This window comes from Streptomyces sp. 3MP-14 (genome assembly GCF_006334905.2).
Classification (GTDB): Bacteria; Actinomycetota; Actinomycetes; order Streptomycetales; family Streptomycetaceae; genus Streptomyces; species Streptomyces triticirhizae.
Window position 1 is genome coordinate 172,303 of the sequence record NZ_VDLZ02000009.1, and the last position, 22,757, is coordinate 195,059.

The following is a 22,757-nucleotide window of genomic DNA, read 5'->3' on the forward strand; positions in this document are numbered from 1 at the left end:
GTGAGCGCGCAGCGTCGTGCCGCCATCATGCGCAGCTTCGTGGCGGCCCGTCAACGGACTGTTTGGCAATCTGCCAAATCTCCGTCTGGCATTCCCTCGTTAGAGTGAGAAAGGCCCCCAACACGGTTGCGGCTGCGTAGGCTGCAAGCGCTCCAACTCATGGGAGGAAGTTCGGACATGGCTGCGGTTTCCAAGGTCAGCCCCCTCACGGCTCGCCGTCGCCTGGGCGCGGCGTTGCGGAAGCTCCGCGACGACCACGCGCTCACCACCGAGGAGGTGGGTGCGCACCTGGAGTGCCACAACTCGAAGGTCAGCCGGATTGAGTTGGGCAAGCGGGCCTGCACACCCAAGGACTTCAAGGGCCTCATGGAGCTGTACGAGGTGGATGACACACAGGCGGAGGAGCTCGAAGCTCTGATGAAGCGCGCGAGGCAGCGCGTGCCACCGTGGTGGCACGCCTACAACGACGTGATCAGCACGAACTACAGCGAGTTCATCGCGTACGAGGCGGAGGCGAGTCGATGCCGCGAGTATCAGACCGTCATCATCCCTGGCCTTCTCCAGACCGAGGCATACGCCCACGCGGTCACCGCCGGCGGCTATGCCGCCCTGGGTCCTGACCAGGTGGAAGAGTTGGTCGAAGTACGGATGCGTCGGCAGAGGCGTCTGTACGAGGACGACGTTCTATTCCTCGAAGTGGTGATGACCGAAGCGGCATTGCGCCTCCAGGTCGGTGGTCCCGAGGCGATGCGAGAACAGCTTCGCAAGCTTCGTGAAGTTGCCGAACTCCCCCATGTGGAGCTGCGCGTGATCCCGTTCGAGGCGGGAGGAAAGGCCACCAGCACCGGTGCGTTCACGCTCTTCACCTCCGAGAAGGACGAGGACGGGGACGTGGCGTTCACGGAGTCCGCCGAGGCCACCCTCCGAACGCATGATGACCTGATGGTGACCAGGCGGCTCAACCGCTTGTTCCGCAACTTGACCGCTGCGGCTCTCCCGCCACGCGATACCCTCGACCTGGTTCAACGTATCGAAAGCGAGCTGGTCTGAGATGACAGAGTCGGCCGACGCACCCCCGGTCGCACCCCAGGACGCCGAGTGGCGCACGAGCAGCTACACGGCCAGTAACAGCAACTGCGTCGAGGTAGCAAGGTTCAGCGGCGAACGCATCGTCGCCGTGCGGGACACCAAGGACCGCGCGCGAGGCGCGTTCGTCCTCGGGCCCACCGCCTGGACCTCGTTCGTCAACCACCTGAAGCGGGACGCCGACTGACCCTCGGCGCCCCACGACAGACAACCCAACACCGCGCGGCCCCACCAACGGGTGGGGCCGCGTTGGTCGTTCAACAACTCGTCCACTTCGCGCCTTGACCGCCGCCGGCGGCTGTCGCGCAATGGTGCTGAGCTGGTTCACCGGTCACGAAAGCGAGTTGGTTCGAGATGACGAAGCCGATCGACACCTCCGGCGCCACCGGGTGGCGCACCAGCAGCTACACGCCAGCGACGGCAACTGCGTCGAGGTGGCAACGATCGCCGACGGGCCTGCGGTCGCCGTTCGCGACACCAAGGACCGGGCTGCCGGCCACACCGCCATCTCCCCTGACGCATGGACCGCGTTCATCAACGCGGCGAAGTCCGGGGCGTTCAACGCCTGATGGGACCATCGGAACAAGGACGGGAATCGACATGATCCGGCACCACCTCCCCGTGAACTGCTGGCGCAGCTCGTCGTACAGCGAAGACAACAGTGAGTGTGTCGAGATCCAGACCGTCGAGGCCGGGGACATCGCGGTGGGGGACAGCAAGGACCGCGCGCGTGGCGCGTTCGTCTTCGCCCCTACCGCCTGGACCGCGTTCGTCAACCACCTCAAGAACGGGCCCGTCCCGGATTGAACGAACTGTTCAACTCCAGACGGGCACCTAGAAAAAGAGTCCCCCACCCCCGCGCGCCCGCCTTCGGGAGTCGGCGGCGCGCGGGATACCGAGACGACAGGCGATGTTCGCGCGGCAGCGTGGTCGTTGACCGCACACCCCACCCACCGCCCGCCCCACCAGAACAACCTGCACCGGCCCCGTGAGACACCCGACGATCGGTCACGTCCGAGACGGGCGACATGCCGGGGCAGGCCGGCGAAGCCGGTGCGCGCTACGCACGCCCCCAGCGGCCGGCCGTCCCCCGAACTCCGCGCGGTCCCCGCGCCCGGAGGGCACGCACCGCCATTCCCGATCACCCCGGCGGCAACGAACTCCACCCTCCGGAAGCCGCGCCCCCCTTCCCAGCCAGCCTCCTGCCGGCATTCGTTACGCCCGCACCCGGCCGATCGTGCGCCATCTAGGCCCGGCGTAGTAGCCCGCGCCAGAACCCCAACCCCCCACCCACAACACTCGTCAACAAACCAAACGACCAGTCGGGCTGCCCCGCACCGGCCACCGGCCCGCAGACAAACCCCGCACCCAACACACCACCCGCACCCCACCCCGTCTCACGCCACGCGGCAGCGCAGCGGCTCGCCGGCCAGCGCCCGGGCGGCCTCCTCGGCGGCCAGCCGCTGCAACGCGTCCAGCGACTCGTCCGAGTAGAACGCGGCGTGCGGGGTGAGGATCACCTGCGGCAGCCCGCGCAGCGGCGAGTCCGCCGGCAGCGGCTCCGGGTCGTGCACGTCGAGGGCGGCCCCGGCCAGCCGGCCGGCGGCCAGCGCCTCGGCGAGCGCCGCGTGGTCGACGAGCGCCCCGCGCGCGGTGTTGACCAGCACCGCACCGGGCCGCATCAGCGCCAGGTTCTCCCGGCCGAGCAGCGAGACCGTCTCCGGCGTGGCGGGCGCGTGCAGGGTCACCGCGTGGGAGGCCGCCAACAGCTCGGGCAGCTCGACGCGTTGGATGTCGCGGGCGGCCAGCGCCGCCGGGTCGGCGTACGGGTCGCTGGCCAGGACGCGGCAGCCGAACGGGCGCAGCCGCTCCCGCACCGCCAGGCCGATGGAGCCGGTGCCGACCAGCCCCACGGTGGTGGCGGCCAGGCTCGGCAACGAGCCGACGTCGGCCGGCCTGGCCCAGCCGGACTCCCGGATCGCGTGGTCGTAGGCCGGCAGCCGGCGCAGCAGCGCCAGCAGGCAGGCCACCGCGTGGTCGGCGACGGTCTCGGTCCCGTAGTCGGGCACGTTGGCCACCCGCACGCCCAACGCGCGGGCAGCGGCCACGTCCACGTTGTCGTAGCCGATGCCGTAGCGGATCACCGTGGCGCCGGGGGCGAGGGCGGCGAGCGCGGGGCGGCCCATCGGGGCGAAGTTCAGGAACACCACATCGGCGCCGCGCACCGCGTTCACCGTCTGGGCCTCGTCGGTGCAGTGGTGTTCGGCGAACGCGGCGCCGAACCGCTCGGCCGCCGCCCGCTCGTGGGTCACCTGGCCGAACGCCTGGTCGGCGACGACCACCCTGGGTTGTGCGGTCACGTGAGCAGCCCCCGTTCCGCGAGGTTGGACATCAGCGCGCGCACCCCGAACGTCCAGGGGTCGGCGGTCTCGGAGTGGGTGACGACGTTGACGAGGGCACCCAGCCGGGGCGTGGCGATTCGCACCACGTCGCCGAGGTGGTGGGTGAAGCCCTCGCCCGGCGCGTCCCGGTCCTGGGTCGGCGCGAACATGGTCCCGGTGAACAGCAGCAGCCCGTCCGGGTACTGGTGGAGGCGGCCGATGGTCTGGGCGACGAGGTCCAGCGGGTCGCGGCTGATCTCGGAGAGCGAGCTGACGGACTCCAACTGGAAGCCGTCGCGGCCGGTGATGGTGAGCGTGATGTCCAGCGACCGCACGTCGTCGAGGGTGAACTCCTCGTCGAAGAGCCGCAGGAACGGGCCGACGGCCGTCGAGGCGTTGTTGTCCTTCGCCTTGCCGAGCAGCAGCGCGCTGCGGCCCTCGACGTCGCGGAGGTTGACGTCGTTGCCGAGGGTGGCGCCGACGGCGCGGCCCACGGAGTCGACGGCGAGGACGAGTTCGGGCTCCGGGTTGTTCCACTCGGAGCGGCTCCAGACGCCTATCTCGGCGCCGGCGCCGACGGCGGAGAGCACCGGCGCCTTGGTGAAGACCTCGGCGTCCGGGCCGATGCCGACCTCCAGGTACTGCGACCACAGGCCCTCGGCGGTCAGCACCTCCTTGACCCGCGCGGCCTCGGGCGAGCCCGGCACCAGGTGCTCCAGCCGGCCGCCGATCGCGGCCAGCACCCGCTCGCGCACCTCGGCGGCGCCGCCCCGGTCGCCCTTGGCGCGCTCCTCGATGACCCGCTCCACCATGGAGCGGACGAACGTCACGCCGCACGCCTTGAGCGCCTGGAGGTCGCAGGGGGCGAGCAGGCGCGGCCGGTCGCGGTCGCCGGCGAGGGTGGCCTCCAGCACGGCGTCGAGGTCGAAGGAGCGCCCGGCGTCGGCCCGTTCCCCCGCCGCGCGGACGAACGCGGCGGCGTCCGGGCGCTCCAGCAGCTCGCTGACGGTGGGCGCCTGCGGGGTGAGGTCCACGAGCCGGTCGCCGCGCAGCGTGACGACGCAGGGGCCGGCGACGGCCGGGTCCCACACCCGGCCGACGAGCACGGCCCGGTCGGCGTCCTCGGGCAGCAACGGCGGGAGCAGCGCGCCGAGTTCGAACGGCGCCGGTGTGTCGGCGGTGGCGGCGGCCGTCTCCGGGACGGGCGTCGACTCGCCGACGGGCGTCGACTCGCCGGCGGGCGTCGACTCGCTGGTGGGGGTGGGCAGTTCGGCGGGCTGCGGCGACGTGTCGGTCATGATGGGGGTTCCCCCTCGTTCCCCGGGCCCAGGGCCCGATAGCGTTCGGCGAGCCGCCGGTAGTGCTCGGCGGTCGCGCGGAGGCCGGCGGCCTCCTCCTCGGTCAGTTCCCTCCGCACCTTTCCAGGGACGCCGGCGACCAGGCTGCCCGGGGGTACCTGTGTGCCCTCCAGCAGCACCGCGCCGGCCGCCACGAGCGCGCCACGGCCCACGCGGCAGCCGTTGAGCAGCACCGCGCCCATCCCGACCAGCGCGTCGTCCTCGACGACGGTGCCGTGCACCACCGCCCGGTGGCCGACGGAGACCCCGGCGCCCAGCCGGGTCGGGAAGCCGGGGTCGGCGTGCAGCACGCAGCCGTCCTGGACGTTGGAGCCGGCGCCGATCCCGATCGTCTCGGCGTCGGCGCGCGCCACGCTGGTGAACCAGACGGAGGCCCGTTCGTCGACGGTGACCCGGCCGATCAGGGTGGCGCTCGGCGCCAGCCAGGCGGAGTCGGCGACGCGCGGGGTGTGCCCGTCGAAGGTGACGAGCTGCCGCTGGGAGAAGTCTCGTTCTGTCATGCGGCCACCCCATACCATCGGGCGGCCGTCTCGCCACGGACCTGGGCCAGCCCGTCCTCGTCGAGGCCCGCGTCGGCGAGCAGGGCGGTGAGGTCGGCCAGCGTTCCGCCGTAGTCGCGGCGCAGCAGCGAGACCGGCCAGTTGCTGGCGAGCATCAGCCGATCCGGGCCGAAGTGCCGCACCGCCTCGGCGACGAACGGGCGCAGCGCTGCGGCGTCCCAGCGTTCCCAGGCGGTGAGGACGTCGATGCCGACGGACACCTTCAGCGCGACACCCGGGTTCGCGGCGAGCGCGGCCAGCCGGGCCGACCAGTCGGCCGCCTCGCCGGGCGCGCCGCGCTCAACGGGCGGCCTGGCCAGGTGGTCGACGACGATCCGCAGGCCGGGCACCGCCTCGGCCAACTCCCCCACGGCGCTGACCTGTTCCGGGGTGACGGGCACCACGTCCCAGCACAGGCCGCGCTCGACGAGCCGCTCGCACAGCTCGACGGTCGCCGGGTGGCGCAGCCAGCGCAGCGGGTCGCGGCCGACCAACGTCCGTACGCCGCACAGGGCGTCGGCGCGGAACCGGTCCAACTCGCGGTGCGCGGCGGCCGGTTCGGCCAGCGGCAGCCAGCCGACGAGCCCGGCGACAAACGGGGCGCGGGCGGCGTAGGCGGCCAGCCGGTCGTTCTCGTCGGCGGAGTCGACGGACTGCACCAGCACGGTGGCGTCCACGCCGGCGGCGGCCAGCTCGCCGGCCAGGTGCTCGGGCTCGAAGTCCCGGGCGATGGCGGCGTGGTGGTGCGGGTCGCGCCAGGGCTGCTCCTGGCGGGCGACGCGCCAGAAGTGGTGGTGGGCGTCGATGGTCGGCATGGGTCAGCGGCCCTCCCAACGGGGCGTGCGGTGGTCGAGGAAGGCGGCGACGCCCTCCCGGAAGTCGCGGCTTCCGTAGCAGCGGCGCAGCAGGTCGTCGGTGTCGACCCGGGCGGCGGCCGAACCGAGCCTGCGCTCGGTCTCCTTGAGCGCGGCGAGGGTCAACGGGGCCTGGGAGCAGAGCCGTTCCAGCAGCTCGTCCAGGGCGGCCGGCAGCTCCTCGGGCGCCACCAGCCGGTGGACGAAGCCGGCGGTCAACGCCTCGCGGGCGTCGAGGCGTTGGGCGGTCAGCAGCAGCGCCATGGTGCGCGCGGTGCCGAGCCGGTCGGCGAGGCGGGCGACGACGGGCGCGGGCAGGCAGTTGCCGAGGGTGCGGGCGACGGGGGCGCCGAAGGTGGCGTCCGGGGTGGCCAGCAGCAGGTCGCAGGCGGCGGCCAGCGCCAGCCCGCCGCCCATGGCGGGCCCCTCGACGACGCCGACCAGCGGGGCGCGGAGCGCGAGCAGCCGCGCCAACACGGCGCCGACGCGCCGCTCGTAGGCGAGGCCGGCCTCGGCGGCGGCCTCCGGCTCGGTCGGGAACTCGGTGAAGTGCCGGATGTCCGTCCCGGCGGCGAACGCGGCCCCGCCGGCGCCGCGCAGCACCACGGCCCGCACGTCGGGCCGGTCGGCGATCTCGCAGGCGGCGGCGAGCTGTTGGTACATGCGGAACGTCAGCGCGTTCCGCCGTGGTTGGTGGTCGAGCAGGATCTCGACGACGGCGTCCCGTCGCGTGATGTGTACGGCGTCTTCGGGCCGCGCCTGGCTCACGGCGCCTCCTCCCCGTCCCGGTCGGGCCGTTGCGCGGCCCGGTCGGCCAGCTCCGCCAGTACCTCGTCCGTGTGTTCGCCGATCAGCGGCGGGTGGCGGCGGATGGCCGCCGGGGAGGCGCTCAGGCGCAGCGGCGGGGCCAGCACCTTCACGCGGCCGGCGACCGGGTGGTCCACCTCCCGCACCAGTTCCCGCGCCGCGACCTGCGGGTCGTGGTCGAGGACCTGCGCGTAGTCCTGGATCGGGCCGGCCGGGACGCCGGCGGCCAGCAGCGCGTCCACCCACCGTTCGGTGGTGTCGGCGGCGAGGCGTTCCTCCAGCAGTGCGGCCAACTCGTCGCGGTGCCGCATCCGGTCCATGTTGGTGACGAACCGCGCATCGTCGACCAGTTCCGTCAACTCCAGCGCGGCGCACAGCCGTTGCCACAGCCGCTGGTTGTTGGCGCCGATGGTGAGGTAGCCGTCGGCGGTGCGCAGCGCCTGGTAGGGCGCGGACATCCGGTTGGCTGAGCCCAGCGGGCGGGGTGGCGCGCCGGTGGCCCAGTACTCGGTGGACTCCCACACCGACATCGCCAGCACCGCCTCGAAGAGCGAGGTCTCCACGCGCTGCCCCTCCCCCGTCCGCTCCCGGTGGAGCAGGGCCGCGAGTATCCCGCTGACCAGCAGCATCCCGGCACCGAGGTCGCCGACGGGCAGCCCGTTCTTGACCGGCCTGCCGTCGGGCTCGCCGGTGACGGACATGGCGCCGGCCATGCCCTGGGCGATCAGGTCGTAGCCGGGGCGGTCGGCGTAGGGCCCGGTGGTGCCGAAGCCGGAGATCGCGGCGTAGACGAGGCGCGGGTTGATGGCGCTGAGCGTGGTGTGGTCGGCGCCGAGGCGTTCGGCCACGCCGGGGCGCCAGTTGTGGACCACCACGTCGGCGGTGGCGACCATGCGGTGCAGGTCGGCGAGGCCGCGTTCGGTCTTGAGGTCGAGGAGCACGCTGCGCTTGTTGCGGTTGAGCGCGAAGAACGCGGTGCTGTCCCGGCCGTCGTCGGTCTCGCCCCAGGAGTGGCGGGTCTGGTCGCCGCCGCCCGGGTTCTCCACCTTGATCACATCGGCGCCGAGGTCGGCGAGGATCATGGTGCAGAACGGGCCCGCCATCACCTGGGTGAGGTCGACCACCCGGATGCCGGCCAACGCGGCGCCGCGCGGCCGCTTTTCGTTCGCCGCGTGGTGTCTGGCGGCCGTGTCGTCCCTGGCGGCGGTGTCGTCGTCCCTGGCGTGATCGGACATGAGGTCTCTTCCTGGTCGGTGCGCTGGTTCGGCCCGTGGCTGGTCGGGTGGCCGGCCGCCGGGCGGGGTCCCGGCGGCCGGCCACCGCTAGCGGGCCAAGCCGTCGTTGGCCTCGGCGAAGAACGTGTCGACGGCCTCGGGCACGGTCTGGTTGCCGAACGCCACGTCCTCGTAGGCGCGGGTGAAGGCGGACTCGAAGACCGCGAGATAGCCCGGCGGGTAGAGCACGATGGACGGGTCGTCGGCCACGATCCGCTGGTAGAGGGCGAGTTCGCGCTTCTTCAGGTCGGGCAGCTCGGGGTCGTCCAACTGCCGTTGCAGCAGCTCGGTGTTGGTGACCGCGCCGTTGTCGGAGGCGTAGGTGTCGCCGCTGCGCGGGTCGTTGGCCCAGAAGTCGAGGAACGCGGCGGCGGTCGGCAGGTTGGCGCAGTTGCGGGGGATGGACAGGCCGGAGGTGATCAGCACGTTGCCCTGGCCGGCCGGGCCGCTGGGCAGCGGCAGGCTGGTCATCCGCTGGCCCTCGCCCTGGCCGTCGAGGGTGCCCTGGATCGGGGTGAGGGCGTTGCCCGGCCGGTTGTCGGAGAGGACGTCGCCGCTGGCCACATAGCTGGCCTCGGGCGACGGCGGCTCCTCCGCGTTGGCCGCCGGGCTGTTGGTGAGGCCCTCGGCGCGGATCTCCTCCCACATCTCCCAGTACTCGACGAGGAGTTCACGGGAGAAGCCCAGCTGGTTCCCGTCGAACATCTGCTCGCCGAGGCCCTGGACGTAGGCGATGAAGTAGTTGGGCAGCCCGCCGCGCAGCGCGGTCGCCGGGACGCCGTCGGGCAGCCCCTCGGCGGCGTCGCGGAGGAACGTGACGTAGTCGTCCCAGTCGTAGCCGGGTTCGGGGAGGGTGACGCCGGCCTCCTCGGCGAGGGTCTCGTTGACCATCAGCGCGTCGTAGGCGGCGCCGGTCGGCAGCATGTAGAGCTTGCCGTCCTCGCCCCGGCCGGTGTCCAGCACGGCCTCCGGGATGTGGCTGACGTCGATGGCGCCCGACTCGATCATCGGGTCCAGCGGCAGCAGCGCGTCCCTGGCGGTGAAGTCGCCCAGGGTGCGGGCCTGGAGCTGGGTGACGCACGGCATGTTGCGGCCGGCGCCCTGGACGTTGAGGCGCTTGAAGTAGTTGCCGAAGTCGGCCGCCTCGCGCTTGACCTCGACGCCGGGGTGTTCGGCCTCGAAGAGGTCGGCGACGGCGTTGGTCCGGTCGTTCCTGCTGGCCGAGCCCCACCAGGAGAAGCGGATGCCGCCGGCCACGTCGCCCCGGCCGCTCAGCTCGTCGGCGCTGTGGTCGGGCAGCGACTGGCCGCAGCCGGCGAGGACCGTCATCAGCAGCCCGAGGCCGAGGCCCAGCAGCGGGCGGGTGCGGAGCGTCGCGTGTGCCATGGGTCTTCTCCTCACTTCAGCCCGCTGGTGGCGATGCCCTCGACCAGCAGCTTCTGGGCGGCGACGAAGAAGCCCAGCACCGGCACGAGGGAGAGCGTGGACATCGCGAACAGCGAGCCGTAGGCGGACTGTCCGGTCGCGTCGAGGAACGAGGCGAGCCCCTGGGAGACGGTCCAGCTGTCGGGCTCGGTCAGATAGAGCATCGGACCGAGGAAGTCGTTCCAGGTGTTGATGAACGTGAACAGCGCCGAGGTGCCCAGCGCCGGGATCGACAGCGGCATCACCACCCGCCAGAAGATCCCCCAGTGGCCGCAGCCGTCGATCCGGGCGGCGTCGTCCAGCGAGGACGGCAGGGCGCGGATGAACTGCACCATCAGGAAGATGAAGAACGCGTCCGTGGCCAGGAACTTCGGCACCACCAGCGGCAGGATCGTGTTCACCCAGCCCAGCTGGTTGAAGAGGATGTACTGCGGCACCAGCGTCACGTGGTACGGCAGCAGCAGCGTGCCGATGACCAGGGCGAACAGCGTCTTCTTGAAACGGAAGTCGAGGCGGGCGAAGGCGTAGGCGGTCAGCGCGCAGGCCAGCAGGTTGCCGACGATCGACAGCACCGTGATGGTCAGCGAGTTGAAGAAGAACCGCGAGAAGTTCAACTGGTCGCCGCCGGACCAGCCGTTCGCGTAGTTGTCCAGGGTGAGGTCGGAGCCCCACAGCCCGAGGGTGGTGAAGACCTGGTTGTCGGGGCGCAGCGAGGCGCCGAACATCCACAGCAGCGGGTAGAGCATCAGCGTCAGCGTGATGATCATGACGCTGTGCTTGACGAGGGCCCGCAGCAGCGGGCTGCGCGTGGGCCGGTTGCCGAAGAGCGGGCGACGCGGCCTTCCGGCCGGGCGCGGTCTCGCTCGCGGCCCCTTCAACGTGCTGGCGTGGCCGCTCATCGCTCATCTCCGTAGTGGACCCAGTAGCGGGAGCTGAGGAAGAGGAACCCGGTGAACAGCGCCAGGCCCAGCACCAGGACCCAGGCCATCGCCGCCGCGTACCCCATGTTCAGCTGGGCGAAGCCCTGTTCGTAGAGGTAGAGGGTGTAGAAGAGGGTGGAGTCCGAGGGCCCGCCGGTGCCGTTGCTCACCACGTAGGCGCTGGTGAACGCCTGGAACGCGTTGACGACGCTGAGCAGCAGGTTGAAGAAGACCAGCGGCGACAGCATCGGCAGCGTGACGCTGCGGAAGCGGCGCAGCGTGCCGGCGCCGTCGACGGAGGCCGCGTCGTACAGCTCCTGCGGGATCTGCCGCAGCCCGGCGAGGAAGATCACCATCGCCGAACCGAACGTCCACACCTGGAGGATCACGATGGTGTGCAGCGCCGAGTTCGGATCGCCGACCCAGCTGCTGTGCTCGATCCCGACCAGCGACAGCGCCTTGTTGACGATGCCCTCCTCACCGAAGATCTGCCGCCACAGCGCGGCCACCGCCACGCTGCCGCCGATCAGCGAGGGCATGTAGAACAGCGCCCGGTAGCCGGTCAGGAAGCGCATCCCCCGGTTGAGCAGCAGCGCCAGGCCGAGCGAGACGGCGAGCAGCAGCGGCACCGACCAGGCGACATAGGTGAGGGTCACCTTCACCGAGTCGAAGTAGCGCGGGTCGGTGGTGAACATCCGCTCGAAGTTGGCCAGTCCGACCCACTCGGGGGCCGAGGACAGGTCGTAGCGGGTGAACGCCAGATAGAGCGAGAAGAGCATCGGGCCGATGGTGAAGACCAGCATCCCGATCAGCCAGGGGGTCAGGAAGGCGTAGGCCGCCCGGTTGTCGGCCGCCGCGCGGCGGCCGGTGCGTCTGGCCGGTGGCCTTTCCTGTGGCGGGTCCGGGGGCCCGGCCGTCACCGGGGTCCCGGCCGCGCCGGGGTCGTGTTGCCGCATCGAGAAACCTCCACATCGGCGTGGGGTCGGGAGGGCGCGCCGGCTCAGGGCCGGTCGCGCTCCTCGGCCGCGCGCGCGTGCTCCTCGACGCGGTCGGCCATGGTCTGGGCGAGGAGCCCGGCCAGCGGGAGGCGGACGCCGGCCGCGCGGGCGGCCGCCGTCACCTCCCACAGGTCCTTGCTCCAGGGACGCTCGCTCACCGGGGTGGCGCCGGCGTCGTAGGCGTGCGCGACCCGGTCGAAGAAGCCCCAGGTGCGTGCCACCCAGGAGTCCCCCGTCGAGCCGGCGACGACGGCCAGCACCTCCTCGGCGGCGACGCCGTGGGCGGCCGCCAGGTCGAGCGCCTCGTGGGCGCCGGCCAGGGCAGCGAACATCATCAGTTGGTTGGCGAGCTTGACCGCCGCGCCCGCCCCGGCCGGGCCGACGTGGCGCACCTCGTCGCCGACGGTCTCCAGCAGCGGGCGGGCGTCGGCGACGACCTCGGCCCTGCCGCCGACCATCACGGTCAACGTGCCGTCGGCCGCCCGTTCGGCGCCACCGCTGACCGGGGCGTCGAGCAGCCCGATCCCGGCGGCCTCGGCCCGTTCCGCCAGCGCGCCGGCGGTCGCCGGCAGCACGGTGCTGTGCACCAGCACCAGGGAGCCGGGCGCGAGCCGGGCCAGCAGCCCGTCGGGGCCGTCCAGCAGGCCGAGCACGGCGGCGTCGTCGGGGACCGCCAGGCAGACCGCCTGGCAGTCGCCCAACTCCGTTGCCGACGTGACCCGTTCGGCGCCCTCGGGCACCTCGCGGCCGGGCGCCACGTCGTGCACGGCCAGCCGCCAGCCGTCCGCCGCGAGGGTGCGCGCCATGGGCAGCCCGAGGTTGCCGAGGCCGACGAAGCCGACGCGGGCGTGGGCGCGTTCGGGTGCTGCCATGGTGAACTCCTCACGGGAACGGGGCGGTTGGGCGGGTCGGTTGGGCGGACCGGTGCGTGGACCGCTGCGTCGGAACGGTCCTGCGGGCGGGCCCCGGCGGACGGATCGCCGCCGGGGCGTGGCCTCAGCGGACGGTGTCGTCCAGCGGGCGGCCGAGCTTCTCGTAGAGGGCCCGCCGGCCGATCTTGTCGTTCTCCAACTCCTGCCGGGCGTACTTGGCGACGGTGACCGCGTGCTCGACGGGAACGGCGATCACGCCGTCGCCGTCGGCGACCACGATGTCGCCGGGCCGCACCAGCACCCCGCCGACGTCCACCGGCACCTGGAGCGCGTCGAACTCGACGCGGCCCTGCACCATCGGCTGCGCGCGGTAGCGACAGAAGATGGGCACCTGCTGCATCACGCACTCGTCGGTGTCCCGGACGCCGCCGGTGGTGACGATGCCGGTGGCGCCGGCGGCGTGCCACTCCAGGGAGTTGTTGGAGCCGATCTCGCCCACCGGGAGGCCGGCGGACTGGACGACCACGATGTCGCCCTGCTCGATGGTCGGGGTGATCTTGTTGGGGTACAGCTCGCGGTACCAGCGCCCGGCCCACTCGGTGTACTCCTCGGGGGTCAGCGGCGGCACCGCCTTCTCCGTCGGCCGGAACCTCATGGTGCGCGCGATGCCCGTGAACCTCGCGCCCTGGTAGAGCGGGGTGATCTCGGGCGAGACGGTCCCCTTGGCGTGCAGCCCCGCCCAGTCCATGCCGTCCCGCACGTCGGCGACGCGCAGGCCGTCAAAGAGGCGCAGCAGCTCAGCTTTCTCCATCGATCTCAGTCCTCAGTCCTCAGTCGACTCGAATCCCGTTGGCTGGCCTATTGTCTACAATAGGCACGGACCGGCGACAAGCCCCTGGAACGATGTAATCCTTGGCGTGACCGCGCACCAACGCGGCGTGCCCGGGCCACCCTTCCGGGCGGCGCGCGCCGGTCGCGGTGAAGTGCCGCCGCCGTGGGCGTCCTTGCCGCCGGCCACGCGATCGGCACAATGTGAGATCCGTTGAAGCCCAGAAAGGCTGCCCATGGCCTCCCGTGTCAGCCCCCAGGCATCGTCCCCCGAAGACCCTCCGGGGAACGGCCAGTTGGACCCGCCCAGCCTGGTGCAACTCGCCGCCGGGGCGATCCGCAAGATGATCCTCTCCGGCGAGCTGGGGCCCGGCGAGCGGCTGATCGAACTGAGCCTCACCGAACGCCTGGGCATCAGCCGGCCCCCGCTGCGCGAGGCCATGCGGCTGCTCCAGCAGGAGGGCCTGATCCTGGTCCAGCCCCGCCGGGGCGCGACGGTGACCACGCTGACCGAGCAGGACGTCTACGAGATCCTGACGCTGCGCTCGGCGTTGGAACGCACCGCCGTCGAACTCGGCGTGCCCGTCCGCTTCCCCGAACGCCTCGCCGCCTGCCGGGCGGCCCTGGAACGGATGGACCGCGCGGCCGAACGGGAGGACCGGGCGGCGCTGGTGGAGAACGGTTACGCCTTCCACGCCTCGCTGGTGGCCCTGGCCGGGCACCGGAGGATCGACGAGATCTACGCCTCGCTGCACCGGCAGCTGCTGCTGTGCATGGCGCGCAACCTGTACGTTCGGGAACGCTACTACGAGGACCTGGACGTCCATGTGGCCCGCCACCGGCACCTGTTGGACCTGGTGGAGGCGGGTGACCCCGAGGCGGTCCTGGCGGAGCTGGCGGTGCACGGGGAGCGGTCGTTCTCCCAGCGGTGACGCTGGGCGCTGGGCGCTGGGCGCTGGGCGCTGGGCCTTCGGGGACGGCCGGCCGGCCCGCCGGGGGCGGGCGGCCGGTGGGGGGCCTTGGGCGCGGCCGGTAGTGCGGCTTGGGCGTCTGGGCGCGGCCGGTTCGTTTCAGGAGCGCGGTGCCGTTGGCTGACCAGCCTCACGGTCGTGCGCGGCAGAGACGGGGATCACGCCATCTGGGCGTCGGACTCCCCCCTGGGACGGGGCGTGGCGATCCTCGCGCCACGCGTTGCCGTCCGGGGAGACCGTGTGCACCCCGGCCCCCGTGCTCGCCGACGGCGAGGCAAGCGAGGTGATCCTCCCGCTGCGCGGGCGTGAGGGGCGGGGCGGCGACCACTCGCCGTCAGGGGAGGCCGCCGGTGGGCTCAACGCCCGTGCCGCAGGCGGCTGTTACCCGGCGGGGCCGCAACGTGCCGGGCACGGGGAGCGTTCCCGGGCACTGCCGGTACCGCCGGCGCCGCCGACCCCGGCAGGCCGTCGGCTCATCATGGCGGCTCATTATGGCGCAAGCCGCGTACCGGCCTTCGGCCCGGTCGGACGCCTGGCCCGCCGGAGCCTGGTAGCCGGCCCGGTGACGGGACCCCTGTCGCGCCGCGACACAACAGCGGCCTGCGGCCGGGCCGTTGCGCCGGCCGACCGGAGGTTCGGACCCTGGCGCCGCTCTCTCGCGGGTGAGAGCCGGCCAACAGATCAGTGCAGAGGCGGAGTTCGACCGAAGGGTTGTCCCCGGACATGAGCGGATGCCTCCACCGCTGGCCGGAGGCGCCACGAAGGGGCCCCCGCCGGCACGGTGGCAACGCCGAACGGCGGTCCTCCGAAGGGGCGTTGAACCTAGCCCACCGGACCGAACCGGCGAGCACAACGGACCGCCGGAGATCAAAGGACGAAGCCACGCAAGGCAACACCGCACGGCGCTCCCCGGCCGAAGGCCCGCAGCGCAACGCCAACCGGCGAACCTCCCCCGGCGGCCGACCACACGGCGCCCCGGCCGAAGGCCAACATCCGCCGGAGGCAGAACCGCTCCCCGGCCGAAGGGCGAGTCTCCCGGCAGACGCCAACCCGCCGGCCGAAGGCCCCCAACAGAACGCCACACGGCGCCCCCGGCCGAAGACCGAAAGCCCGCCGCAGGCCAACCCCCCGTCGGAGGCACAACCGCTCCCCCTGCGGAGACCGAGGGCACCCACCGGCCCTCCGACCCCGCCCCCCGCCGGAGGCGAACCGCTTCCCGCCGAAGGCCCCCACCGGCCCCCGACCCCGGCCCAAGGCCGAGCCAGACGCCAACCTCCCGGCCGAAGACCCGCGACACACACCGCACGGCGCTCCCGGCCGAAGGCCAAGAGCCCGCCGCAGGCGCAACCGCTCCCCGCCAAACGCCGAAGGCCCCGCAGGCCCCGGCCCCGGCCGAAGGGCAAGCCCCCGCCAGGGACCAACACCCCCCGTCGCGAGCCAACACTCCCCACCGAGGCCGGACCACTCCCCGCCGGGGGCCAACAACCCCGCCGAATGCCGAAGGCCCCCACCGGCCCCTGACCCAGACCCCCACCGGAGGCGGGCCCGCTCCCCGGCCGAAGGCCAACCCCCTGCCGGCCCCCGACCCCAGCCGAAGGCCAACCCGCCGGACGCGGGACCGCTTCCCGCCGCAGGCGCAACCGCTCCCCGCCGCAGGCCAACACCCCCGCCGGAGGCGGCAGGCCCCCGCCGGAGGCAGACCACTCCCCCACCGGAGGCGGCCCCGCTCCCCGGCCGAAGGCCGAAACCCCCGGCCGGCCCCCGACCCCGGCCGGAGGCCAACACCCCGCCGCAGGCGCAACCGCTCCCCGCCGCAGGCCAACACCCCCGCCGGAGGCGGCAGGCCCCCGCCGGAGGCGGACAGCAGGGTGGGTGGGTGGGACCAACCCGCGCCCGCCGCCAGGCACCCCGCCCCGGTGGCAGCCGGCCGGCTGCCACCGGCCGGCGCACACCCCCGAAACCCCGGAGGGTTAAGCAGTGCTTCCGCATCCCCCGCAGAAGATTTCACTGGTGCAAGCCACCCACCTCGGGGATTCTGGGCACATGATCACAACAGGCGCACTGGCGGGGGTCGCCGCGGTCGCGCTCGGGATGGCGTTGACGCCCGGGCCGAACATGCTCTACCTCGTGTCGCGGTCGATCACCCAGGGCCGCGCCTCGGGGCTGACGTCCCTCGGCGGGGTGGCGCTCGGGTTCCTGATCTATCTCACGGCCGCGAACCTCGGCCTCTCCGTCGTCTTCGCCGTCGTTCCCGGCCTGTATCTCGCGGTGAAGCTGGCCGGCGCCGGCTATCTCGGGTGGCTGGCGTGGCAGGCGCTGCGGCCGGGCGGGGTCTCGGTGTTCGCGCGGCGGGAGCTGCCGGCCGAGTCGCGGCGGCGGCTGTTCACGATGGGGCTGATGACCTGCCTGCTCAACCCGAAGATCGCCCTGATGTACGTGTCCCTGATCCCGCAGTTCGTGGACCCGGAGGCGGGTCATGTGATGGTGCAGGGCTTCGTGCTGGGCAGTGTCCAGGTGGTGGTCGGCGTCGCGGTGAACGGCTCGTGCGTGCTGGCGGCCGGCGCCATCGCGGTGTTCCTCGGCCGGCGTCCGGGCTGGCTGCGCGCCCAGCGCTATGTGATGGGCAGCGTGCTCGGTGGCCTGGCCGTCCACCTCGCTCTGGACAACTCCCGCCCGGCCGCCGCCCGTTGACCAAGACGACTCCAACGGGTGCCGCGCACCGGGCGTCGGACCGGAGGGGGACCCGAGGCCGGGCAGGTAGGACCACGGTCCGATCCGGAACCGTGGACCTGGCTCCGACGACGCGGCCCGTGCGGCGGGCGCATCGTTGCCCCATGACCGTCACGACCGTCACGACCGCGTCAACCGCCGCTCCGCACCCCGTTTTTCCGGGACGCTGGGTGGGCGGCGCCTCCCTCGTCATCGGCCCGCCGCTGCTGCTCACCGGCATGGTGCTGCGCCTGCGCTTCGACTTCTTCTTTCCCGCGCAACTGAGCGCGTACGAACGGCATCCGGACCTCATGGCGGCCTCGTACGCCCTGGTGTCCGCCGGGTGGGTGCTGCTCTGGCCGGGAGTTGTGCTGCTCGCCGCCAGGATCGGCGAGAGGTTCCGGGAACTCGCCCTGTGGGGCGGCGTGCTCACGGTCCTCGGACTCTTCGCCCGGGCGTTCCACGCCGGCGTGGACCATCTGGCCTTCCAGCTGGTGGCCGCGCGGGGGGCGGCAGCGGCGACGCGAACGGTGGGTGACACCTACGGCGCCTTCCACCTCTTCAGCACGCTGAACGCGGCCGTCATGGGCGGCTGGCTCCTGCTGGCCGTCGGCGCCTACCGCTCCGGGGTGCTGCGGCTGCCCGGTGCGGCGGCCCTGGCTCTGGCGTCGGCGATGCCGCTGGGGGTGCTCAAGGGAACGACTCCCCTGTCGATCGCCGCCGCCGCCGGACTGTGCGTCGCGCTCGTTCCGCTGGGCGTGGCCGCGTTGCGCGACGGAAGGACCCCACGGGCGACCACGGTCGCCGGAAGGCTTCTCCTGCTGGCCGCCGTGGGTGTCGCGATGTTCCTCCTCGGGCGGGCCGGATGAGCGGCGGTCGCTATCGTCGAGCGATGCGGGGAACGGAGCGGGGAACGGAGCGGGGAACGGGGCGACATCGGCCGGGCGGGGCGCACCTGTTGGGGGTCGACGCCTGCGCGGCGGCCGTCGTGACGGCCGGTTATGTGGCGCTGGCCGGCCAGGGTGCCTCGGACGGTCTGCCCCGGTTCTCCGGGCCGTGGTGGCTGGGCTGGCTGGTGGCCGGCTGTGTCGGAGTGCCGCTGGCCGTTCGGCGCCTGTGGCCGCTGCCGGTCCTGGCCGTGGTCCTGGGTGCCTCGGCGACGGCGACCCTGCTCGACATCACGCGTGACCCGTACCTCGCCACGGCCCTGGCCGTCTACCCGGTGGCGCTCGTCGAGCCGACCCGCCGGGCCTCGGCGGCGCTCGCCCTGACCTGGGTCGTCGCGGCGGCCGCGGTCATCACCGGCGAGGGGGTCCTGACGCCGTCGGGCCCGTGGACGGAGGCCGCCGGAACCGCCGCCGTCGTCTGGCTGATCGTCGGGGCCGCGTGGGTCGCGGGGCGGGTCGTGCGCGAGCGGAGATCCCGGGCGGCCCGGAGGGACCGTCGTCTCGCGGAGGAGGCACTGGCCGGGGAACGGCTGCGCATCGCCAGGGAACTGCACGACATCGTCTCGCACAGCCTGAGCGTGATCGTCGTCAAGGCGGCGGTGGCCAACCATGTGGCCGACACCCGCCCTCGGGAGACCCGCGACGCCGTCCGGGCGATCGAGCGGACCGGCCGGGAGGCGCTCACCGAGATGCGCCGCGCCCTGGGAGTGCTGCGCGGCGACACCGCCGGGGGGCGCGGCGACACCGTTGAACGGGCAACGCGGGAACCGGACTTGGCCGAGACGGCTCCCGCTCCCGGGCTGGACGACCTGCCGGCCCTCGTCCGGCGTGCCGAGCGGGCGGGCGTCCACGCGGAACTCCGCACCCGACTCGCGGTCGGCCTGCCGACGGGGAGGGCGCTGGCCGTCTACCGGATCGTTCAGGAGGCCCTGACGAACGTGGTCAAGCACGCGGGTCCCGGAGCGCGTTGCCGGGTGACGATCACCGTCGACGCGAGAGGCGAGGCCCGCGTAGAGGTGACGGACGACGGTGCCGGGAGCGCGGCCGTGCCCGACCGGGCGGAACTCGCGGGTGGTCACGGACTCGTGGGGATGCGCGAACGCGTGATGCTGTACGGCGGGACGTTGGCCGCCGGGCCACGGCCGGGCGGCGGGTTCGCCGTGTCGGCGCTTCTCCCGCCCGAACCCGCGCACGGCACGGCCGGGAGCCGGAAGGAGCCGACCGCGTGACCGAACCGATCCGGGTACTCGTCGCCGACGACCAGCCCCTGCTCCGAGGCAGCTTCCGGGTGCTCGTCGACACCACTCCCGGGCTGACGGCGGTGGGCGAGGCCGGCACCGGAGCCGAGGCCGTCGAGGGTGCCCGGCGGCTGTGCCCGGACGTGGTGTTGATGGACATCAGGATGCCCGGCATGGACGGCATCGAGGCGACGCGGCACATCGTGGGGGCCGCCGAGACGGCCGGGACCCGGGTGCTCGTCCTCACCACCTTCGACCTCGACGAGTACGTGTACGGCGCGTTGCGGGCCGGGGCGGCGGGCTTCCTCCTCAAGGACACCTCTCCCGAGGTTTTGCTGGCCGGCATCCGCACCGTCGCCGCCGGGGAGTCCCTTCTCGCCCCTTCGGTGACCCGGCGCCTGATCGCCGAGTTCGCCCGTCTTCCCCCCACCCACCGCGCGCCAGGTTCCTCGCTCGACGGCCTCACGGAGCGCGAGCGTGAAGTCCTGGTGCTGGTGGCACGTGGCCTGTCCAACGCCGACATCTCCGCCTATCTCCACCTCAGCAGCGGCACCGTCAAGACCCACATCGGTCGGCTGCTGAGCAAGCTGCGTGCGCGGGACCGCGCGCAACTGGTGATCAGCGCCTACGAGTCGGGGCTCGTCAGCGCCGCTGGCCCGGCGGCCGACGGTTGAGCGGGACCGGTGGCCGAGAGGGCGCGGGCGGTGCCCCGGCGCCGGCCGGGGCACCGGTCGCTACTGCGGTGCGTACGCCTCCAGTTCCAGGATGCGGGAGTAGTCGCCGCTGTTCGACGCGTGGACGAGGACCCGGACGGCGTCCGTCGTGACGGGGTCGAACGTGGTGACGACTCGGTCGAGGGTGTTGTCGCGGTGGGTGCCGACGGTCAGCCACTCGCCGCCGGAGCTGATCTGGACGTCGAAGTCCTTGATGCCCTGGAGCGCGGCGGGCCGGGACGGGGTGCCGTAGGTGACGGTCTCGACGCGGCCGAGTTCGACGGGCTCCGGCCAGGTGACGGCCAGCCAGTCGGGGAACTTGCCGCTGTCGGCGTCGTTCCAGCCGGTCTTCGTCGACCAGTTGAGGTAGTCGCTGTCGCCGTCCACGGCGCCGCAGGCGGTGAACCTGCCATGGGTGGAGGAGGCGGTGGCCCGTTGGCCGTAGGCGAGGTTGGCGCCGGGGCCCGGCTCGGGGACGGGCTCGACGGTGACGGGGACGACGACGCGCTGCCGGCCGCTGGTGACGGTCACGTCGTAGCTGCCGGCCTCGGTGCCCGACGGGACGCGGACGTCCACGGTGCGGGAGACCGGCTGGTCGGGGTCGGTGGCCGGGAGGTAGGTGGAGAACACGGTGTGGCTGAGGTCGATCGGCGCGTCGGCGGCCAGCGTCGCATCGGCGAAGACGGGCTGCCGGCCGGTGTTGGTGAGGGTGACGTCGAACGAGGTGGGCAGGCACGGGAGTTCGTTGGCGGTCAGGCTGGTCGGCGCGGCCGAGAGCACGACGTCGGAACGCCCGGCGCCCGCCGCCGTGGCGGTCGGGCCGGCGGCGGTGACGGTGAGGGCGACGGTGGCGGCGCCGGCGAGCAGGCTGGCGGTGCGGGCGGTGGTGCGGGCGGTGGTGCGGACGGTGGTGCGGACGGTGCTGGGCATGGTGGGCTCCTCGGGCTTTACGCCTGCTGGACGGCGGGGACGCCGTTCTCGACGGCGAGGACGGTGCGGCTGCTGACGGTGCCGTCCGGGACGGTGACCCGGTCGCAGACCCGGAAGTCGGAGCGCCACAGGTCCGGGGTGATCTCGCAGCTGACGTAGCCGCGTTGGAAGTTGCCGAACCTCATGTGCGGGTTCTCGTCGAGGAGGACGCGGCCGCCGGCGTCGAGGTCCTCGCCGTCCAGCGCCGAGGTGATGGACGTGCCGACGAACTCGGTCGCCACCGCGCGGGAGTCGGGGTCCGTGAAGTCGAGCGCGAGGTCGCCGGCGATGTTGCGGTGCAGGTCGCCGGCGAGGCTGACGACGTTGCTGATGCCGCGTTCGGCGATGCCGCCGAGCAGCCGGTCGCGGGAGGCGCTGTAGCCGTCCCAGGTGTCCATGGGGACGGCCACGTCGGGGCCGCTCACGGTGTCGAGCAGGGTGATGGCGGTCTGGTGCCCGAGGATGTTCCAGCGCGACCGCGACGCGGTGAGCCCGTCGAGCAGCCAACGTTCCTGCGGGAAGCCCAGGATGGAGCGGGCCGGGTCGGCGGTCGCCTCGTTGGGCGGCTTGGTGCCGTCGCCGTTGGCCTGGTCGTCGCGGTACTGACGGGTGTCGAGCATCGAGATCTCGGCGAGCCGCCCGTACCGCAGCCGCCGGTGCAGCCGCATGTCGGGGCCTTCGGGGAACTGGGGCGCGCGCAGCGGCATGTGCTCCCAGTAGGCGCGGAAGGCGTTGGCCCGGCGGACCAGGAACTCGTCGGCGGGGGCGCTGCCGGCGCTGAGGTCCGCCCAGTTGTCGACGACCTCGTGGTCGTCGAAGACGACGATCCACGGGGCGGACGCGTGCGCGGCCTGGAGGTCGGCGTCCAACTTGTAGGCGGCGTACCGCTGTCGGTAGTCGTCGAGGGTGACGGACTCGCGGGTGTTGCGCTCGTCGCCGTCGGTCGGGCGGATGCCCCGGTCGATGCCGAACTCGTAGATGTAGTCGCCGAGGAACAGCACGACGTCGTGGGCGCGGGCGGCCAGGTCGCGGTGCGCGGTGTACCAGCCCTCCCAGATCGCCTGGCAGGAGGCGAAGGCGAGGGAGAGGCGCGGTACGAGCTGGTCGCGGGACGGCGCGGTCTTCGTCCGCCCGACCGGGCTGACGAACCCGCCGGCGCGGAAGCGGTAGAAGTACTCCCGCCACGGCCGCAGGCCCCGGACGTCGACGTGCGCGGTGTGGCTGAACTGGGCGCGGACCGTGGTGGTTCCGCGCCGCACGACGTGCCGGAAGCGTTCGTCGGCGGCCACCTCCCAGTCCACCCGGTGGTCCCGCTGGTCCATGCCGCCGAACGGGGCGAGCGGGTCCGGGGCCAGGCGGGTCCACAGGACAACGCCGTCGGGTAGCGGGTCGCCGGAGGCGACGCCGAGGGTGAACGGGTCGGCGGGGAGGCGGGAGGCGCCGGTCGTGGCCGACGCGGACGCGATGCCGGGCAGGGCACCGGTGAGCGCGAGGGCGGCGGCGGCACCGGTAACGGTCAGGAAGCGGCGGCGGGTTGCGGCGACGAGGGCGGGGGGTGGGCTGGTTCTGGATATCACCAGGGCACCCCATCCGGACGCGATGAACGGGGGGCGTACCGCTCGTGTCCGACATCGGGCGAAACGCCATCCGTGCCTCCGGCCCCCCGTAACGGCCCCGGGCCCAGCGCGGGCCCCGGGTCCGGCGCGGGCCCCGGGTCCGGCGCGGGCCCCGGGGACCCGGCTCCGTCAGGGCGCCAAGTCGGCGCGAGCGCCGGGGACTTCACGGGCGGCGAGTCCGGCACGAGCGCCTTCGCGGGCCCCGGGTCCGGGGCCATCGCGGGAGCGCCGGGGCCCTTCGCGGGCCCCGGG

Annotated in this window: 22 protein-coding genes; 9 read left to right on the forward strand and 13 right to left on the reverse strand. The window is 73.1% G+C overall.

The genetic code is table 11. From position 1 onward, the window contains the following. Positions 1 to 177: 177 nt before the first annotated feature. The 4 genes from FH609_RS16805 (at position 178) to FH609_RS16820 (ending at position 1,893) form a co-directional block, all read left to right on the forward strand. Positions 178 to 1,050: a helix-turn-helix domain-containing protein gene (locus tag FH609_RS16805; protein ID WP_139668335.1), complete on the forward strand. Its 873-nt coding sequence runs from the start codon at positions 178 to 180 to the stop codon at positions 1,048 to 1,050. A gap of 1 nt (position 1,051) precedes the next feature. After that, complete coding sequence (locus tag FH609_RS16810; RefSeq protein WP_139668337.1) at positions 1,052 to 1,273, forward strand: DUF397 domain-containing protein; 222 nt, start codon at positions 1,052 to 1,054, stop codon at positions 1,271 to 1,273. Positions 1,274 to 1,367: 94 nt separating this feature from the next. Beyond that, positions 1,368 to 1,655: a DUF397 domain-containing protein gene (locus tag FH609_RS16815; RefSeq protein WP_226961735.1), complete on the forward strand. Its 288-nt coding sequence runs from the start codon at positions 1,368 to 1,370 to the stop codon at positions 1,653 to 1,655. A gap of 31 nt (positions 1,656 to 1,686) precedes the next feature. Beyond that, positions 1,687 to 1,893, forward strand: a complete 207-nt coding sequence (locus FH609_RS16820; protein WP_139668339.1) for a DUF397 domain-containing protein — start codon at positions 1,687 to 1,689, stop codon at positions 1,891 to 1,893. 590 nt (positions 1,894 to 2,483) lie between these two features. Here the strand turns inward: FH609_RS16820 and FH609_RS16825 are convergent. The 11 genes from FH609_RS16825 to FH609_RS16875 form a co-directional block, all read right to left on the reverse strand. Next, positions 2,484 to 3,446 (reverse strand): C-terminal binding protein, encoded by a 963-nt coding sequence (locus FH609_RS16825; RefSeq protein WP_139668341.1) that lies wholly within the window; start codon positions 3,444 to 3,446, stop codon positions 2,484 to 2,486. Then, a complete protein-coding gene (locus FH609_RS16830; protein ID WP_139668343.1) occupies positions 3,443 to 4,765 on the reverse strand; it encodes a fumarylacetoacetate hydrolase family protein in 1,323 nt (440 codons plus the stop codon). Before FH609_RS16830 ends, FH609_RS16825 begins: the two co-directional genes overlap by 4 nt. Then, positions 4,762 to 5,325: a gamma carbonic anhydrase family protein gene (locus FH609_RS16835; protein ID WP_139668346.1), complete on the reverse strand. Its 564-nt coding sequence runs from the start codon at positions 5,323 to 5,325 to the stop codon at positions 4,762 to 4,764. The genes FH609_RS16830 and FH609_RS16835 overlap by 4 nt, the downstream gene beginning before the upstream one ends. Next, the gene (locus tag FH609_RS16840; protein ID WP_139668348.1) at positions 5,322 to 6,179 is read right to left on the reverse strand and encodes an amidohydrolase family protein; all 858 of its coding nucleotides are present in this window, start codon (positions 6,177 to 6,179) and stop codon (positions 5,322 to 5,324) included. The genes FH609_RS16835 and FH609_RS16840 overlap by 4 nt, the downstream gene beginning before the upstream one ends. 3 nt (positions 6,180 to 6,182) lie before the next feature. Beyond that, positions 6,183 to 6,986 (reverse strand): enoyl-CoA hydratase, encoded by an 804-nt coding sequence (locus FH609_RS16845; protein WP_139668349.1) that lies wholly within the window; start codon positions 6,984 to 6,986, stop codon positions 6,183 to 6,185. Further along, entirely contained in the window at positions 6,983 to 8,260 is a 1,278-nt protein-coding gene (locus FH609_RS16850; protein ID WP_139668351.1) for a CaiB/BaiF CoA transferase family protein, read from the reverse strand. The genes FH609_RS16845 and FH609_RS16850 overlap by 4 nt, the downstream gene beginning before the upstream one ends. Before the next feature lie 87 nt (positions 8,261 to 8,347). Further along, complete coding sequence (locus tag FH609_RS16855; protein ID WP_139668353.1) at positions 8,348 to 9,685, reverse strand: ABC transporter substrate-binding protein; 1,338 nt, start codon at positions 9,683 to 9,685, stop codon at positions 8,348 to 8,350. A gap of 11 nt (positions 9,686 to 9,696) precedes the next feature. Beyond that, entirely contained in the window at positions 9,697 to 10,491 is a 795-nt protein-coding gene (locus FH609_RS16860; protein ID WP_226961736.1) for a carbohydrate ABC transporter permease, read from the reverse strand. Between the two features lie 128 nt (positions 10,492 to 10,619). Continuing rightward, positions 10,620 to 11,600 (reverse strand): carbohydrate ABC transporter permease, encoded by a 981-nt coding sequence (locus tag FH609_RS16865; protein WP_139668357.1) that lies wholly within the window; start codon positions 11,598 to 11,600, stop codon positions 10,620 to 10,622. A gap of 44 nt (positions 11,601 to 11,644) precedes the next feature. Continuing rightward, positions 11,645 to 12,514 carry an NAD(P)-dependent oxidoreductase gene (locus FH609_RS16870; RefSeq protein WP_139668359.1) on the reverse strand — a complete coding sequence of 290 codons (870 nt, stop codon included), beginning with the start codon at positions 12,512 to 12,514 and terminating at the stop codon, positions 11,645 to 11,647. A 124-nt stretch (positions 12,515 to 12,638) separates the two neighbouring features. Further along, a complete protein-coding gene (locus tag FH609_RS16875; RefSeq protein ID WP_139668361.1) occupies positions 12,639 to 13,325 on the reverse strand; it encodes an RraA family protein in 687 nt (228 codons plus the stop codon). Positions 13,326 to 13,638: 313 nt separating this feature from the next. Here FH609_RS16875 and FH609_RS16880 point away from each other — a divergent pair, with 313 nt between their 5' ends. From FH609_RS16880 to FH609_RS16900, 5 genes are all read left to right on the forward strand, one after another. Beyond that, positions 13,639 to 14,274, forward strand: a complete 636-nt coding sequence (locus FH609_RS16880; protein WP_226961738.1) for a GntR family transcriptional regulator — start codon at positions 13,639 to 13,641, stop codon at positions 14,272 to 14,274. Between the two features lie 2,082 nt (positions 14,275 to 16,356). Further along, positions 16,357 to 17,004, forward strand: a complete 648-nt coding sequence (locus tag FH609_RS16885; RefSeq protein WP_139668366.1) for a LysE family translocator — start codon at positions 16,357 to 16,359, stop codon at positions 17,002 to 17,004. Positions 17,005 to 17,147: 143 nt separating this feature from the next. After that, the gene (locus FH609_RS16890) at positions 17,148 to 17,891 is read left to right on the forward strand and encodes a hypothetical protein (protein ID WP_139668368.1); all 744 of its coding nucleotides are present in this window, start codon (positions 17,148 to 17,150) and stop codon (positions 17,889 to 17,891) included. A gap of 23 nt (positions 17,892 to 17,914) precedes the next feature. Beyond that, a complete protein-coding gene (locus FH609_RS16895; RefSeq protein ID WP_139668370.1) occupies positions 17,915 to 19,198 on the forward strand; it encodes a sensor histidine kinase in 1,284 nt (427 codons plus the stop codon). Continuing rightward, positions 19,195 to 19,881 (forward strand): response regulator, encoded by a 687-nt coding sequence (locus FH609_RS16900; RefSeq protein ID WP_139668372.1) that lies wholly within the window; start codon positions 19,195 to 19,197, stop codon positions 19,879 to 19,881. Before FH609_RS16895 ends, FH609_RS16900 begins: the two co-directional genes overlap by 4 nt. A gap of 60 nt (positions 19,882 to 19,941) precedes the next feature. Here FH609_RS16900 and FH609_RS16905 read toward each other — a convergent pair whose 3' ends face one another. Further along, positions 19,942 to 20,850, reverse strand: coding sequence for an NEW3 domain-containing protein (locus FH609_RS16905; protein WP_139668374.1), 909 nt, complete (start codon positions 20,848 to 20,850; stop codon positions 19,942 to 19,944). Between the two features lie 17 nt (positions 20,851 to 20,867). Continuing rightward, a complete protein-coding gene (locus FH609_RS16910; protein WP_226961739.1) occupies positions 20,868 to 22,466 on the reverse strand; it encodes an alkaline phosphatase D family protein in 1,599 nt (532 codons plus the stop codon). Between the last annotated feature and the right edge of the window lie 291 nt (positions 22,467 to 22,757).